Annotated in this window: 12 protein-coding genes; 5 read left to right on the top strand and 7 right to left on the bottom strand. The window is 68.7% G+C overall.

Annotated features, from left to right (window positions below; translation table 11 throughout):
* Positions 1-142: 142 nt before the first annotated feature.
* The 4 genes from AB0J91_RS10735 to AB0J91_RS10720 are packed head-to-tail and all read right to left on the bottom strand — an operon-like array spanning position 143 to position 5,309.
* A complete protein-coding gene (locus AB0J91_RS10735; protein WP_132676688.1) occupies positions 143-742 on the bottom strand; it encodes an ATP/GTP-binding protein in 600 nt (199 codons plus the stop codon).
* Complete coding sequence (locus AB0J91_RS10730; protein WP_363866477.1) at positions 723-1,511, bottom strand: DUF742 domain-containing protein; 789 nt, start codon at positions 1,509-1,511, stop codon at positions 723-725. The genes AB0J91_RS10735 and AB0J91_RS10730 overlap by 20 nt, the downstream gene beginning before the upstream one ends.
* 31 nt (positions 1,512-1,542) lie before the next feature.
* Positions 1,543-1,950, bottom strand: a complete 408-nt coding sequence (locus AB0J91_RS10725) for a roadblock/LC7 domain-containing protein (RefSeq protein ID WP_175548002.1) — start codon at positions 1,948-1,950, stop codon at positions 1,543-1,545.
* A gap of 20 nt (positions 1,951-1,970) precedes the next feature.
* Positions 1,971-5,309 (bottom strand): nitrate- and nitrite sensing domain-containing protein, encoded by a 3,339-nt coding sequence (locus AB0J91_RS10720; RefSeq protein ID WP_363866474.1) that lies wholly within the window; start codon positions 5,307-5,309, stop codon positions 1,971-1,973.
* 570 nt (positions 5,310-5,879) lie between these two features.
* Here AB0J91_RS10720 and AB0J91_RS10715 point away from each other — a divergent pair.
* From AB0J91_RS10715 to AB0J91_RS10695, 5 genes are all read left to right on the top strand, one after another.
* Positions 5,880-6,893, top strand: a complete 1,014-nt coding sequence (locus AB0J91_RS10715; RefSeq protein ID WP_363866471.1) for an ABC transporter substrate-binding protein — start codon at positions 5,880-5,882, stop codon at positions 6,891-6,893.
* A 495-nt stretch (positions 6,894-7,388) separates the two neighbouring features.
* A complete protein-coding gene (locus AB0J91_RS10710) occupies positions 7,389-8,402 on the top strand; it encodes an ABC transporter substrate-binding protein (protein ID WP_363793275.1) in 1,014 nt (337 codons plus the stop codon).
* A 7-nt stretch (positions 8,403-8,409) separates the two neighbouring features.
* Positions 8,410-9,177 (top strand): ABC transporter permease subunit, encoded by a 768-nt coding sequence (locus tag AB0J91_RS10705; protein WP_363866468.1) that lies wholly within the window; start codon positions 8,410-8,412, stop codon positions 9,175-9,177.
* A gap of 88 nt (positions 9,178-9,265) precedes the next feature.
* Positions 9,266-10,072, top strand: coding sequence for an ABC transporter permease (locus tag AB0J91_RS10700; RefSeq protein ID WP_363793278.1), 807 nt, complete (start codon positions 9,266-9,268; stop codon positions 10,070-10,072).
* 5 nt (positions 10,073-10,077) lie between these two features.
* Positions 10,078-10,899: an ABC transporter ATP-binding protein gene (locus AB0J91_RS10695; RefSeq protein ID WP_363866465.1), complete on the top strand. Its 822-nt coding sequence runs from the start codon at positions 10,078-10,080 to the stop codon at positions 10,897-10,899.
* 285 nt (positions 10,900-11,184) lie between these two features.
* Here AB0J91_RS10695 and mdlC read toward each other — a convergent pair whose 3' ends face one another.
* The 3 genes from mdlC to AB0J91_RS10680 all read right to left on the bottom strand — a co-directional run bounded on the left by mdlC (position 11,185) and on the right by AB0J91_RS10680 (position 14,108).
* Positions 11,185-12,780 carry a benzoylformate decarboxylase gene (mdlC, locus tag AB0J91_RS10690; protein WP_363866462.1) on the bottom strand — a complete coding sequence of 532 codons (1,596 nt, stop codon included), beginning with the start codon at positions 12,778-12,780 and terminating at the stop codon, positions 11,185-11,187.
* 73 nt (positions 12,781-12,853) lie between these two features.
* Positions 12,854-13,498 (bottom strand): hypothetical protein, encoded by a 645-nt coding sequence (locus AB0J91_RS10685; RefSeq protein WP_363866459.1) that lies wholly within the window; start codon positions 13,496-13,498, stop codon positions 12,854-12,856.
* Positions 13,499-13,556: 58 nt separating this feature from the next.
* On the bottom strand, positions 13,557-14,108 hold the full coding sequence (locus AB0J91_RS10680) for a DUF4334 domain-containing protein (RefSeq protein WP_363866456.1): 552 nt from the start codon (positions 14,106-14,108) through the stop codon (positions 13,557-13,559).
* Between the last annotated feature and the right edge of the window lie 37 nt (positions 14,109-14,145).

Here is a 14,145-nt window from a genome sequence, read left to right as displayed (position 1 = left end):
CTGACACGTCGCCTGGCGAGTACGCCGCGACGCCGATGTCCACCCCCTGGGTAAGCGGAATGCTCAAGGAGTGGCGCACGGAGTCCAGACGGCGCGTCAGGTTCCGCCACCCGCACCGCTGATCAGGATGACCACGACACGACTAATGAGAAGTCGCGAGGCGTTGGCGCATGGCGTGCTCCACCAGCGTGATCAGCGCCTTCTTCGTCGACTCCCGGTCGCGGGCGTCGACGGTGATCATCGGGACCGACTCGGCGATGGTCAGCGCCTCGCGGACGTCCTCCATGCGGTGGTGCGTGAGGCCGTCGAAGGTGTTGACCGCGACGATGTAGGGCAGTCCCCGGTCGTCGAAGAAGTCGATCGAGGCGAACGCGTCCGCCAGCCGCCGGGTGTCGACGAGCACGACGGCGCCGATCGCGCCGCGCACGAGGTCGTCCCACATGAACCAGAACCGGTGCTGGCCGGGCGTGCCGAACAGGTAGAGGATCAGGTCCGAGTCCAGCGAAACGCGGCCGAAGTCCATCGCGACGGTCGTGGTGACCTTGCCCGGCGTGGCGGTGAGGTCGTCGACGCCGACGCTGGCCTCGGTCATCACCGCTTCGGTGGTCAACGGCACGATCTCGGAGACCGAACCGACGAAAGTCGTCTTCCCGACGCCGAAACCACCGGCAACCACGATCTTCGTCGAAGTCTTCTGGTTGCTCGGCTGCTGCGACCGGGGATCAGAGCCTGCGAAGCCCACTGAGCACCCTCTCCAAGAACTCCATGGACGGCCGATCACCGACGACCATGCCACTGTCATGAATCAGAACCAGCCCGGTGTCGGCCATGTCGCCGATCAGCACCCGCACCACGCCGAGCGGCAGCCGCATGTGAGCGGCGACCTCGGCGACCGAACGGGCCTCCAGGCACAGCTCGGAGATCGAGCGGTGCTCGGGCCGGGATTGGGTCGCCTGGTTGCGACCTCGTTCGCTGGTGCTTACCAACGTCTCGATAGCAAGATCATAATCGGTGCGGGTACGCCCCCGAGTTCGGGCATACGGCCGAACGAGTGAACCACCGCTGTCCTCGGCTTCCATGTCGTCCATCGCCGGGATCGCCGGCATCGAGCCGGAAATCGAAGGCATGGACTGGGAAATCGGTGACATCGACTGCGAGATGGACGGCATCGACACCGACGGCGGGCCGCTGTCCGGGCGCGGACGCGGAGCCGGGGTGCCGCGGTCCTGGGAGCCCCAGTTGTCCGCAGCGGCGCGGGGATCCTGCTTGCCCCAACCGTCGTGCTGGGCGTTGCTCTGCCCGCCCGAAGAGGTGTCGCCGTATCCGCCCGACCCGAACAGGTCGGCACCCGGTCCCCCGAACAACGCGCGGTCGTAGCCGCCGATGGCATCACCGCCCTGCCCGGACGGGGTGTCGTCGACGAAGTCGTCCTGCCAGGACTCCGCGCTCAGCCGCTTGTTGTAGAGGCGGAACAGGTCACCGTCCCAGCTGGGCTCGGAACCGGCGTTCATGGTCAGCTCCCCTCAGCTCTCCCAGCCGGAATCACCGGCGTCCCATGCCTTGCAGCTGCGCGCGCAGCTCAGGCGTGAGCTGACGACCGACCCGCTCCACGAGCAGGGTCATCTCGTAGGCGACCAGGCCGATGTCGGCGTTGGGCGCGGCGAGCACGGCCAGGCACGAGCCGTCGCTGATCGACATCAGGAACAGGTAGCCCTGCTCCATCTCGACGACGGTCTGGGTCACCTCGCCTGCTTCGAAGCAGCGCGCTGCGCCTTGGGTGAGGCTGACCAGACCTGACGCGACGGCGGAAAGCTGCTCGGCGCGGTCACGCGGCAAGCCTTGGGAACCGGCCAGCAGCAGACCATCCGCGGACACGACCACCGAGTGCGCCACGCCGGGTACCCGACGCACGAAGTCGGTGATCAGCCAACTGAAGCTGTTGCTGCTCATCGGTTGCTGCACGGACCCGTTCACTCCTGCTCCTCGGGACGGCTCGGATTCGAGCGGGGAAGTTCGGTGGAAACCGGTTCGGCCTTGGCGTGCCTGCCCCGATGGACGCCCTGCTGGAAGTTCGCCATGCGTCCGCGAACGGCATCAGCCGAGCGCGGGGCGGCGGGCTTGCGGCGAGGCGTCTGCGGGGAGCGGGGTGCTGCCGAGCCGGGCACGAGGTTGGTCTTCGGGACCCGCTTGGGAAGTCCGGCCGCGGTCGTCTCCTGGACCTCGTGGGTCTGCAGCAGCGCCTCGGCGGCTTTCCAACCGACATCCGCTTGCCCCCAGCCCGGGTCGGGCGTGGTGGTTCGCGGAACTTCGTCGACGACCGGTTCCGGCGCGGAGCTCGACGGGGTCGAGGGTGCGGCGGTTTCCGGCTCGGCGGGTTTGGGGTCGGCAGCGGCCGGCGTCGAGTCCTCGACATCGGACTCCCGGAACCACTGCGAGAGCACGGCTTCGTATATCGGCAGGCGTTGGGTGGGCGCATCGTCCATGTCCCAGGACTCCCTCGGCTCGTCGTCGGCGCGTGCCGGCGATCCGCCGTCGAAGCCCGGACGTTCCAGGCCGGGAGCTGATGCGTTCTCGGACTCCCAAGGCTCCGACGCCGGCTCGGGCCGGCCTTCGTTTCCTGGAGCGCCCTCGTGGCCGCCACCGAATGCCGCGCCTATTCCACTGCCGTTCAGGCTGCTGCCGTTCAACGAGCCGCTGTCGGGCCCGCTCCCGGTCAGGCCGCCACCGCTGAAGCCGTTCCGGTGCTCGTCGGCGCCGAAGGGCTCGGACGGTGCGAAGTTCTTGGTCTTCTCCGCCTCGAACGGGCTGTGGAACAGGTCGGTCGACGAGGTCTCCGACGGTGCACCGCACTGCCCGTCGAAGCCCGGGTCGATATCCGGCCAGGCTTCCGCCCCGACTCCGTCGTCGTGGGGCGCCCGGTCGTCATCCTCCCATTGGGGGACGCTCGTCGCGCCGAACGAATCGCTGGAGGACATCGTCACGGAGTACTGCGCGGGCAGTTCCGCGTCGTGGTCGTCCGGCTCGTCGGCGAAGCCGTGGCCGTTGAACGAGAAGGCACCCGGTGTCGAGTCGTCGGCGTCCACCGCCGCCTGGTTCATCGAGGTGAACGACGTCGGCGGCTCGGAACTGCTCAGGCTCGGCAGCTCGGCGCGGCTGGTCGGTGCGTCCAGGCCCGGCTGCTGGCCGTTGTTGCCCGCGGCGGCGCGACCACCGAAGGCGGCGGCCAGGCCCAGCTGGGTGCCGGTCTCGCCGAGCTGACCGCGCTCCTCGGGCTGGACGGTGCGCGGCATGTCGGGCATCGGCACCGGGCCGTCCGGGGTGAGCTGCACGACCAGTTCGCCGCTGAGGCGGACGGTGGCCGTGACACCACCTTCCAGGCCCTCGTTGTTGCCGAGCTCGACCTCGATGTTGTGCCTGCGGGCCAGCTGACCGACCACGAACAGACCCATGCGCCGGGAGACCGCGACGTCGATCTCCGGCGGCCGCACGAGCCGCTCGTTGATCTCGTCGACCTCGCCGGCGTCGATGCCCACGCCGCGGTCGCGGATCTCGATGACCAGCTGCTGGCGGCGGTAGGCGGTGCGGACGGTGACCTCGGTGTCCGGGTTGGAGAACACCGTGGCGTTCTCCAACAGCTCGGCGACCAGGTGCACGAAGTCGTTGACCACGCGGCCCTGCAGGGCCAGCTCGGGGGCGTCGACCACGGCGACCCGGGCGTACTGCTCGACCTCGGAGACGGCGGCGCCGAGCACCTCGTTGAGCGGGACCGGCCGCATGGTCCGCCGGGTGAGGTCGGTGCCGCCGAGGATCAGCAGGTTCTCGTTGTTCCGCCGCATTCGGGTGGCCAGGTGGTCCAGCTCGAAGAGGCTGGACAGCTGGTCCGGGTCCTGCTCGTCCTGCTCCAGCCGGTCGATCAGGGCCAGCTGCCGCTGCACCAGGGTCTGCGACCGGCGGGCGAGGTTGACGAACAGGTCGTTGACGTTGTTGCGGAGCATGGCCTGCTCGACGGCCAGCCGCAGCGCCTGCTGGTGCACCGCGTCGAAGGTGCGGGCGACCTGCCCGATCTCCTCGTCGGTGTAGACCGGCACGGTCGGCACCGTGGTCTGGTGGGACGCGCCCGGGTTCTCGGTGACCCGGTTGATCGCGTCGGGCAGGCTCTGCTGCGCGATCTCCAGGGCGCTGTAGCGCAGGGTCCGCAGCGGTCGCAGCATCGAGCGGGCGATGAAGGTCGCCACGCCGAAGGCCACGATCAGCAGCAGCGCCACCAGGGCGGAGTCGCGGATCAGCGTCCAGGTCGCGGAGTCGGCCAGCGAGGTGGCGTCGGAGTGCAGGTCTTCGAGGACGTCGGACTCGACCTCGCGGACGAGGTCGGTGCGCTGCCCGGACTGCTGCCCCCAGTCGGCCGGGGAGACGCCGAGGTTCTGGTTCTGCTGATCGTTGTCGTAGGCGATCAGCGAGCTCTGCTCCAGCTGCTCGCTGCGGTCGACCGCCGCACCGGCGACCCGCTCGGCGAACAGTGCGCGCTGGTCCTGGGTGGCCGCGGCCTCGAACTCGCCGTACGCGGCCTCGTAGCGCGCGTCGGCGGCGCGCATCTGATCGGGCTGACCGGTCAGGAACTGGTTCCGCAGCGACGCGCTGAGCAGGATCGAGCGCTGCCGGGCGAGCTGCTCCTTGGCCTGGCCGAGGGAGTCGGCGGCGCGGGCCGTCTGCGCGGTCGCGGTGTTGGCCGCGGAGTTGGCGACCTGGTTGTTGATCGACAGCAGCGTGTCGATCACCGAGTTGTAGGCGATCATCGTCTGCGGGCTGGTGAAGCCGCCGTTGACGGTGCCGCGCAGCGCTCCGAGGCTGTTGATCCGGTGCTCGGCGCTCTGGAAGGCGAAGCGGACCTCGGGGGTGAAGCCGACGACCTGCGGGTCGAACGCGAGGACCTGCTGGACGGCCGCGTCGACCCGGCCGCCCTGGGCCTGGTAGTCGGTGCCCGCGCTGCCGCCGTTGGAGGTGGTGAGCACGATCGCGAAGTCACGCTCGCGCTGCAGCTCGTGGGTGAGGTTGGAGGTCTGCTGCGCCAACTCGACCTGGTCGACGATGGTCTGCATCTGCGACTGGCTGTTGAGACCGTCGTAGATGCGAACGCCACCGACGCCCAGCGCGGCCAGGGTCGGCACGAGCAGAACGGCGGCCATCTTGTACCGGAGGCGCCAGTTGCGCAGCCACCACTTCTTGGTCCGGGCGGCAGCCGGATCGGCTGCTCCGGGTGCGGTCGCGGGGTCGTTGTTGAGCATCCCTGTTTCCTTCGCTGCGGCGGACATGTGCGGAACCGCCACGGCTAGCTGCCCTTCCGTGCCGTGACAGTGGAGATCATCGTGCTGGGAGTGTGCCCGCGAACCGACGCGGTCGCGTCGGGTTCCCACGAGCGGGTCCACGTCACCTCGGCGATCGAGTTTCCGCAGACCCCGACTCTGTCAGCCGGGCTTGCCATCACACTCCCTGGTCACAACGTGCATTCCCCCGAAGCAGAGGCCGGTCACCTCGACGGGCGAGACTATACTTAACCCGGCGTCACAAGTCAGGCCCCCAATACGGGTCACCGTCACTCTTAAGAGTGCCTTTGGCAACAGCTGGGCCGAACGTGTGACCCGTAGTTAGTTACGCCTGGTTGTAACCCGATAGTTCAAACCTTTACAGTCCTTTTTGCGCCCCACCCGTCACGGCCATCGCGCGTGTGCCCGGCAAGCCCGGCGCCTCCATCGAAGGTCGTGGCCAAGTCCACAGTGCACAGACGCAACTGCCGGACCCTACTCGGGGTTGTCCGCGCCGAGCCAGCGGAGCTCACGCAGCGCCCGGCGCACCCCATGTCGTGCTGTTGCAAGGAGGACTCGATGACCCTGGCCAGTCGCGCTATGTCGCGGAGAGGGCTGCTCAAACTCGCAGGTGGCACGGCTACCGCCGGAGCGCTGATGGGCGCGAGCGGATGCGGCCTGCTGGGCGGCTCCGAATCGGCTGGCGGCGGTGACGGCACGGTCGAGAAGCCCAACATCAAGGTCGGCGCCATGCCGGTCACCGACCTCGCTCCCCTGCACCTGGCCGTGCGCAACGGCATCTTCCAGCAGGAGGGCCTCAACGTCGAGATCGTCACGACCTCGGACGGCAGTGCGGCTCTGACCAGCACCATCGGCGGTGACTACGACATCACCTACGCGAGCTACGTGCCCTTCTTCGCAGCCCAGGCCAGGGGCGTGGCGGACCTGAAGATCGTGGCCGACTGCGGCGCGGGCGCCCCGAACACGACCACGATCATGACCTCGCCCTCCTCGAAGGTGCGCACCCCGCAGGACCTGGCGGGCAAGACCATCGCCATCTCCGGACCGCGCACCATCTCGGAACTGCTGGTCAAGGCCACCATGCGGGCCTACGGCGTGGACTTCTCCAAGTCCGAGTTCACCGCGATCCCGTTCATCAACATGCCGGCCGCCCTCCAGCAGGGCCGGGTGGACGCGGCGATCCTGACCGAGCCGTTCCTGACCCAGGCCGCGCGCGCCAGCGGAGCGGTCCCGGTGGCCGACACCAACACCGGCCCGCTGGAGGACCTGCCGCTGACCGGCTACGGGGCGACGGCGAAGTTCGTGCAGGACAACCCCAAGACCGTCGCCGCCTTCCAGCGCGCGATGGACCGCGCGGTGGCCGAGTCGCAGGACCGGTCGAAGATCGAGCCGCTGCTGCCGGAGTTCGCCAAGATCGACAAGGACACGGCCGCGATCATCTCGCTGCTGAAGTTCAACTCGCGCGCCGACGCGACGCGCCTGCAGCGCGTTCCGCGCCTGATGAAGGACTTCGGCTTCCTGGAGCAGGACATCGACGTGGCCAAGATGATCGTCCGGCCGACGCAGGGCTGACCCTCGCGTCAGCCCCAGGGCTGAGGGCCGGGCCGATCCGATCAGCCGAAGTGCTGAGGAGGATCGGCCGGTCCGGCACCCGGACCCCGCCGCGGGACCACCGAGCCGCAGGTGCTTCGTCACGTACGAGGCATCTGCGGCTTTTGTCGTTTTGCTCACCGTGTATTTCACGTTGTTGGCGCGTGATCACCCGTTCGCGATGTGGACAACACTGTCCGTGTTGTTTGCTTTCGCCAATCAGTGACGGGAGACACACCTTCGAGTAATGGACACAACGAGCCCATTACGTCTTGTTGTCGCCCCCTGATCAGGTATCTAGAGTTCTGCGCACCGATGCAGTCGGTGATCCCGAGGACACGGGATGTGCGCAGCGGCCACCGAAACCCCGCGCACGCAGTCCCCGCTTCCCGGCCGCAACGGCCTCGGTCCACGCAAGTCGCTCCAGCCGCCAGGGCCCGCGCAGGCCCACACCCCGCCATGCCAGGAGGAAACGCCATGCGTCCGAAGAACCGCCCGATAGCCCGCCGCGACCTGTTCAAAATCGCCGGCGGTGTGGCCACCGCAGGAGCGCTGATGGGCTCCAGCGGTTGCGGGCTGCTGGGTGGCGCGGAGCAGCAGTCGTCCGGGAACGGCCAGGTGGAGAAGGCCAACCTGCGCGTCGGCGCACTGCCCACCGCCGAGCTCGCCCCGCTGTACCTGGCGGCCGAAGCCGGTCACTTCCAGCGCGAGGGCCTCAACGTCGAGATCGTCCCCGCCTCCGACGGCGGCGCCGCGCTCAACAGCGCCATCGGCGGCGACCTCGACATCACCTTCTCCAGCTACGTGCCGATCTTCGCCGCGCAGGCCAAGGGCGTGGCCAACCTCAAGATCGTCGCCGACTGCATGTCGGCGGTGCCCAACAGCTGCCTGATCATGTCCGCGCCGGACTCCGGGGTGCGCACCGCGCAGGACCTGGCGGGCAAGCGGATCGCGATCTCCGGCCCCGGCACCATCTCCGAGCTGCTGGTCAAGGCCTCGATGAAGGCCAACAACGTGCCCTTCGACAAGGTGCAGATGGTGCCGCTGGGCTTCATCAACATGCCCAACGCGCTCAAGGCCGGCCAGGTCGACGCAGCGATGGTCGTGGAGCCCTTCCTGACCCTGGCCGCGCGCGACGCCGACGCCGTGCCGGTGCTCGACACCACCGCCGGCCCGCTGGAGGACCTGCCGCTGGGCGGCTACGTCTCCAACTCCGAGTTCGCCGAGAAGAACCCGAAAACCGTCGCCGCCTTCCAGCGCGCGATGACCGCCTCGGTGGCCGAGGCGCAGGACCGCGCCAAGATCGAGCCGCTGCTGCCGAAGTTCGCCAAGATCGACAAGGAAACTGCGTCCATCATCACGTTGCTGAAGTTGAACGCACGTGCAGATGCCACCCGCTTGCAGCGCGTTCCGCGATTGATGCTGGAATTCGGCTACATCACGAAGGACGTCGACGTGGCGAGCATGATCATCAAGCCGCCGCAGAGCTGATCGGGACATGACCAGAACAATCCGGGGTCTGCTCGGGCTCCTGGGCTTCCTGCTGTTGTGGGAAGCCTTCAGCAGGTCCGGGCTCGTCGACCCCCAGTACTTCCCACCACCCTCGGTGGTGCTGTCCAGGTTCGTCGAGCTCCTCGGCGACCCCTCCTTCCTGCTCGACCTGATCGCGAGCGTGCTGGCCTGGGCCATCGCGCTGGGCATCTCCATCGCCATCGCCGTACCCGCCGGGCTGCTGCTGGGCAGCGTGCGCGGCATCCGGGTGGCCACCCGCGCGATCATCGAGTTCCTCCGGCCGATCCCCTCCGTGGCGCTGATCCCGCTGGCCATCGTGCTGGTCGGGTCCGGCCCGGAGACCAAGATCGCCCTTGCGGTGTACGCGGCTGTGTGGCCGATCCTGTTCAACACCATCTACGCGTTGGACGAGGTCGACCCGGTGATGGTGGACACCGCGCGGTCCTTCGGCTTCGGCCGGGCCCGCACGATGTTCACCGTGCTGCTGCCCAACGCCGCGCCGTTCGTGCTCACCGGCATCCGGATGTCGGCCTCGGTGGCGCTGATCCTGGTGGTCAGCACCGAGTTCCTGGCAGGAGGCGGCAGCGGGCTCGGCAGCTTCGTGCTGGACGCCTCGACCGGAGCCGGGCGGATGGACCTGGTCCTGGCCGGGACGATCGTCGCGGGCATCGTCGGCTACCTCATCAACGAGGCGCTGGAAACGGTGCACAAGCGAGGCCTGGCGTGGAGCGCGGTCGATCGGGAGGCAGTGTGACGGGCCACCTCTTTCCCGGCTTTCACGACTCCCCGGGAATTGACATCGTGAATTCACTGGAATTCAACTTCGGGTTGCGGGGTGCGTTGTGAAGAAAACGCGTGGATTCCTCCGCCAATGGCTCGTGCTCATCATCGCGGTTCTGCTGTGGGAATTGGTGACCCAAATCGCGCAGCACCCGTTCTTCCCGTCGCCGAGCAAGATCCTCGCCACCGCCGGGCAGAAGTGGTTCTCCGGACCTCCGGAATCGCTCTTCCTGACCAGCGAGGCCACCGGCGACCTGTTCGCCAGCCTCGGCCGGGTCGCCTTCGGGTGGGTGCTGGCCGCGGTCATCGGCGTCGCGCTGGGCACCCTGCTCGGCCGCTCGCGCAACCTGCTGGACTTCGTCGGGCCGCTGATGGCGTTCATGCGCGCCATCCCCTCACCGGTGCTGGTCCCGGTGTTCATCGTGCTGCTGGGCATCGGCTCGTCGATGCAGATCACCGTGATCGTGTTCAGCGTCGTGTGGCCGATCCTGCTCAACACCGTCGACGGCGTCCGCTCGGTGGACCAGGTCAAGATCGACACCGCGCGGTCGTTCCGCATCCCGCGCGCCCAGTGGATCACCGGCGTGGTGCTGCCCGCGGCGACGCCCAAGATCTTCGCCGGGCTGCGGGTTAGCCTGTCGTTGTCCCTGGTGCTGATGGTCGTATCGGAGCTGGTGGGGTCCACCAACGGCATCGGCTACCGGCTGATGTACGACCAGCGGCAGTTCGACTTCCCGGCCATGTGGGCGGGGATCGTCCTGCTGGGCGTCCTCGGATACGTACTGAACACCCTGCTGCTCGTGGTGGAACGCCGTGCGCTGAGCTGGCAGCCCTCGCAGGCGTCGGCTGACCAAGTTGTCGGAGGCTGACCGAAATGACCCGAACGAACACGATGCTGGAAGTCTCCGGACTCGGTCACCGCTACGGCGGGGCGAACGGGCACCAGGCCATCGCCGACCTCACCTTCGAGGTCCGCACCGGTGAGCTGGCGTGCATCGTCGGTCCCTCCGGCTGCGGCAAGTCGACGATGCTGCGGGGCATCTCCGGCCTGATCAAGCCGACCTCCGGCGACGTGCGGCTGCACGGCGAGGCGGTCGACGGCGTTCCCAGCGACCTGGCCGTGGTGTTCCAGGACTACAGCCGCTCGCTGTTCCCCTGGAAGTCGGTCCGCGCCAACGTCGAGTTCCCGCTGCAGGCCCGCGGCGTCAGCCGGTCCGAGCGGCGCGAGCGCGCCGACGAGGTGCTGGAGTGGGTCGGCCTGTCGGCCTCCGCCAAGAAGTACCCGTGGCAGCTCTCCGGCGGCATGCAGCAGCGGGTGTCCATCGCCCGTGCCCTGGCCTGCCGACCTGCGCTGCTGCTGATGGACGAGCCGTTCGCGTCGGTGGACGCCCAGACCCGCTTCGAGCTGGAGGACCTGCTGCTGCGGGTCCGCAAGCAGTTCGACAGCACGGTCCTGCTGGTCACCCACGACATCGACGAGAGCATCTACCTCTCCGACCGGGTCTTCGTGCTGTCGAAGTCCCCGGCCACGATCGTCAAGGACCTGGAGATCCCGCTCGGCACCGAGCGCGACCAGATCACCACCAGGGAGTCCGAGACCTTCGTGCACCTGCGGAGCGAGGTGGCCCGCCTCCTCGACGTCAAGAGCGCAGGCGCGTCCCAGGCCTCAGCAGCGGAGACCACCCAGGTCTCCTGACCACGACGACGTGGGCGGCCCCGACCACACCTGGTCGAGGCCGCCTCTTCGTCGTTCAGGACCACTACGACCCGCGCGCAGGCGGCGAAGCCGCGAGCAGTGAGAACCACCTGAGCAACCGGCATCGCCGCGGGTTCTGACACGTCGCCTGGCGAGTACGCCGCGACGCCGATGTCCACCCCCTGGGTAAGCGGAATGCTCAAGGAGTGGCGCACGGAGTCCAGACGGCGTGTCAGGTTCCGCCACCCGCACCGCTGAGCAGGATGACCACTGACAGGTTCCCGATCAGTACAGGAAGCGTTGGCCTGGGTCGACCTTGATGTGCAGCAGGCTCGGGCCCTGCTTGCCCGCGAACTCCTCGGGCAGGGCTTCGGCCAGCTCCTCCGGGGTTTGGATGAGCTTGGCCGGGCAGCCGAGGCTGGTGGCCAGCGAGACGAAGTCGATGCCGCCGAGGTCCACGCCCGGCAGCTTGCTGCCACCGGCGGCCTCGCCCAGCACGGCCACGGCGGCGTACCGCGAGTTGTCCATGATCACGAAGGTGACCGGTGCCTGCTCGCGCACGGCCGTCCACAGCGACTGGATGCCGTACATGCTCGAACCGTCGCCCAGCAGCGCCACGGTCCGCCGGGCGGTGTTGGCCATGCCGACGCCGACCGCGGCGCCGACGCCGTAGCCCAGCGCGCCGGAGAACCCGGTGAAGAACCCGCCGTCGGTGGAGCGGACGGGGAAGTACTCGTGCAGGTCGTTGCGGTGGCTCGGGGTCTCCTCGACGACGGCCGCGTCGGCGGGGAGCTGACCGACGAGGGTGTCGAAGACGTAGGAGGCCGTCATCGGCGTGGTCGCGACGGGCTTGTCCGGCCGCGCCATGGTCGTCGGCGCCGACCGGTCCAGATCGTCGAGCAGCGCGTTGACCTGCGGAACCGCGTGCGCCATCGTGCCCATCACGCCTCGACCGGAGCGGGCGCGGGCCAGCACGTCGGCGTCGTCGTTGACCAGGAAGAGCTCGGGCAGCGCGACCTCGGCCTCACCCCGGTAGACGTGGTAGGTGAACGCCGGAGCGCCCCACACCACGACCAGGTCGTAGCCGGAGAGCTCCTGGCTGAGCAGCCGCTGCTCGGGCTGCAGGAACCCGGCGAAGCACGGGTGGTCCTCCGGGAAGGAGCAGCGCGGGGACATCGGCGGTGCGTACACCGCGGCCTTGGTCTTCTCGGCCAGCCGCACCATCTCGTCCACCACGCCGTCGGCGTCGACCGCCGGGCCGGTGACGAACGCGGGCCGCTCGCAGTCGCGCAGCGCCTCGGCGAGCCCGGCGATGGCCTGCGGGTCGGGCGCGAATCCCGGCGTGCGCGGGCGCGCGGGGACCTCCACGCCGGGCTCGTCCCAGTCGTCGGCGGGCACGGACAGGAAGACCGGACCGTACGGCGGGGTCGTCGCCATCTGGTAGGCGCGCACCAGCGCGGCCGGGACATCCGCGGCCCTGGCCGGCTCGTAGCTCCACTTCACGTAGGGCTTGGGGAAGTTCGGCGCCTCTGTGGCGCCCAGGAACGGTTCGTTGAACATCAGGCTGCGGGTCTGCTGACCAGCGGTGATGATCATCGGGGTGCGGTTGCGGTAAGCGGTGAACACCGCGCCCAGCGCGTGCCCGACACCACCGGCCGAGTGCAGGTTGACCAGCACCGGTTCGCGGCGGGACTGCGCGTAGCCGTCGGCCATCGCGACCACCACGGACTCCTGCAGCCCGAGCACGTAGTGGAAGTCGTCGGGCCATCCCGTCAGGAAGGGGACCTCCGTCGTGCCCGGGTTGCCGAACACCGTGGTCAGCCCGAGTTCACGCATCAAACCCCGGGTGATGTCGCGAACCGTGCGATCCTCGCTGCCCATTCGTGCTGCCTCCTCGCCCCACCGATCGTCGTGCTCCATCACAGCAGACCGGCTTCGTTAGCGGTAGTAAACGTCAGATGCCCCGAACGTCCCCGAAGCACACGGTCTTGCGGGTGAAGACGTAGTAGCCCTCGTTCTCCCCGCACGCGGACTCCGGGTCCTGCCCACCGACCACCCTGGTGACCTGGTCCTCCGACCGGGAGCACTCGATCTTCAACGGCAGGACGCCCTCATCCTCCTGGAAGGGCGTCAGGCAGTCGCCCACCTTGACGTCGAGGACGACGCAGTAGGCGGTGCCCTCGGCGTAGTTGACGTAGTCGTCGCCGCACTCGGCGCGTTGGCGGGTCTGGACCTCGACGACCTCGTAGTCGGACTCGGCCGAACCGCAGTCGGCCGGGGCCATCGGGCCACCGCGCTCGTCGAGCAGCTCCATGCAGTCGCCGGCCTCGATCCGGTTGCCGGCGATCACCGCCAGCGAGATCCCGACGATGCCCCCGGTCAGCAGCAGCACACCGCCGACGACGAGCCCGACGATGAGACCGGTGCGCTTCTTCTTCGGCGGCGGAGGCGGCTGCTGGTTGCCCGCGACCTGTCGCCAGAAGGCGTCGGAACCCTGCTGCGGGAACGGGTAGCCCTGCTGCGGGGGCTGACCGGGCCAGCCGCCCGGATACGGCCCGGACTGCGCACCGTGAGGATCCGGTTGCGGTGGGTAGGTCACTAGTCCTCCGTGGTCGAGTTCGCCACCAGCAATCTACCCAGCCAGGGAAAACGTGTTCCTACGCGGCATCGCGGCGCAGCACGAACATGAACGGCTCGTCCATGCCGCGCAGGTCCATCGCGCACAGCAGCGTGTCCTCGTCGACCTTGCGGAACGGGTCGTGGATCGGCAGCGCGTCGTAGACCATCGCGGCGGAGGACACGCCCCGGTACTCGACCATCCGCAGCCGCGCGCGGGGTTTTGCCGTGGTCATCAGCGGCATCGAGATCCGGAACAGCGCCGCCACGACGGGGTTGTTGAGCCTGTCGGCGATGCCGAGCATCAGCCCGACCGGCATGAACGCCGGGTTGATGCTCACCACGCGTCCTCGGCTCGCCGCGAACAGCAGCGGGTGGGCGTCGTCCGCTCCTCCGAAGCGCTTGCCGTACCAGCCGAACCGCTCCAGCAGCCCGTCGAACGGGTTCCCGGTGTCGATCCCGTTGCCCCGCCAGGTGCCCACCAGCTCCTCGACCCCCACCGGGGGCAGCGAGTCGAACAGTTCCAGCACGTCCTCCAGGCGAGCCCCGGGCTCCAACTCCCGCAGCCGCTCCCCCGCGTTCTCCGCAGCCATGTCACTCCTCGCACCCGAACAAGATCGACGAAACGCT

The organism is Saccharopolyspora sp. NPDC049357 (genome assembly GCF_040677225.1).
Taxonomy (GTDB): domain Bacteria; phylum Actinomycetota; class Actinomycetes; order Mycobacteriales; family Pseudonocardiaceae; genus Saccharopolyspora.
Note: the sequence above shows the minus strand (reverse complement) of the source record. Positions and strands in the feature narration are given on the sequence as shown.

Coding starts and splice junctions, on each gene's coding strand:
- AB0J91_RS10730 (WP_363866477.1), bottom strand. CDS start 1,511: ATGAACGCCGGTTCCGAGCCCAGCTGGGACGGTGACCTGTTCCGCCTC.
- AB0J91_RS10725 (WP_175548002.1), bottom strand. CDS start 1,950: ATGAGCAGCAACAGCTTCAGTTGGCTGATCACCGACTTCGTGCGTCGG.
- AB0J91_RS10720 (WP_363866474.1), bottom strand. CDS start 5,309: ATGTCCGCCGCAGCGAAGGAAACAGGGATGCTCAACAACGACCCCGCG.
- AB0J91_RS10715 (WP_363866471.1), top strand. CDS start 5,880: ATGACCCTGGCCAGTCGCGCTATGTCGCGGAGAGGGCTGCTCAAACTC.
- AB0J91_RS10710 (WP_363793275.1), top strand. CDS start 7,389: ATGCGTCCGAAGAACCGCCCGATAGCCCGCCGCGACCTGTTCAAAATC.
- AB0J91_RS10705 (WP_363866468.1), top strand. CDS start 8,410: ATGACCAGAACAATCCGGGGTCTGCTCGGGCTCCTGGGCTTCCTGCTG.
- AB0J91_RS10695 (WP_363866465.1), top strand. CDS start 10,078: ATGACCCGAACGAACACGATGCTGGAAGTCTCCGGACTCGGTCACCGC.
- mdlC (WP_363866462.1), bottom strand. CDS start 12,780: ATGGGCAGCGAGGATCGCACGGTTCGCGACATCACCCGGGGTTTGATG.
- AB0J91_RS10680 (WP_363866456.1), bottom strand. CDS start 14,108: ATGGCTGCGGAGAACGCGGGGGAGCGGCTGCGGGAGTTGGAGCCCGGG.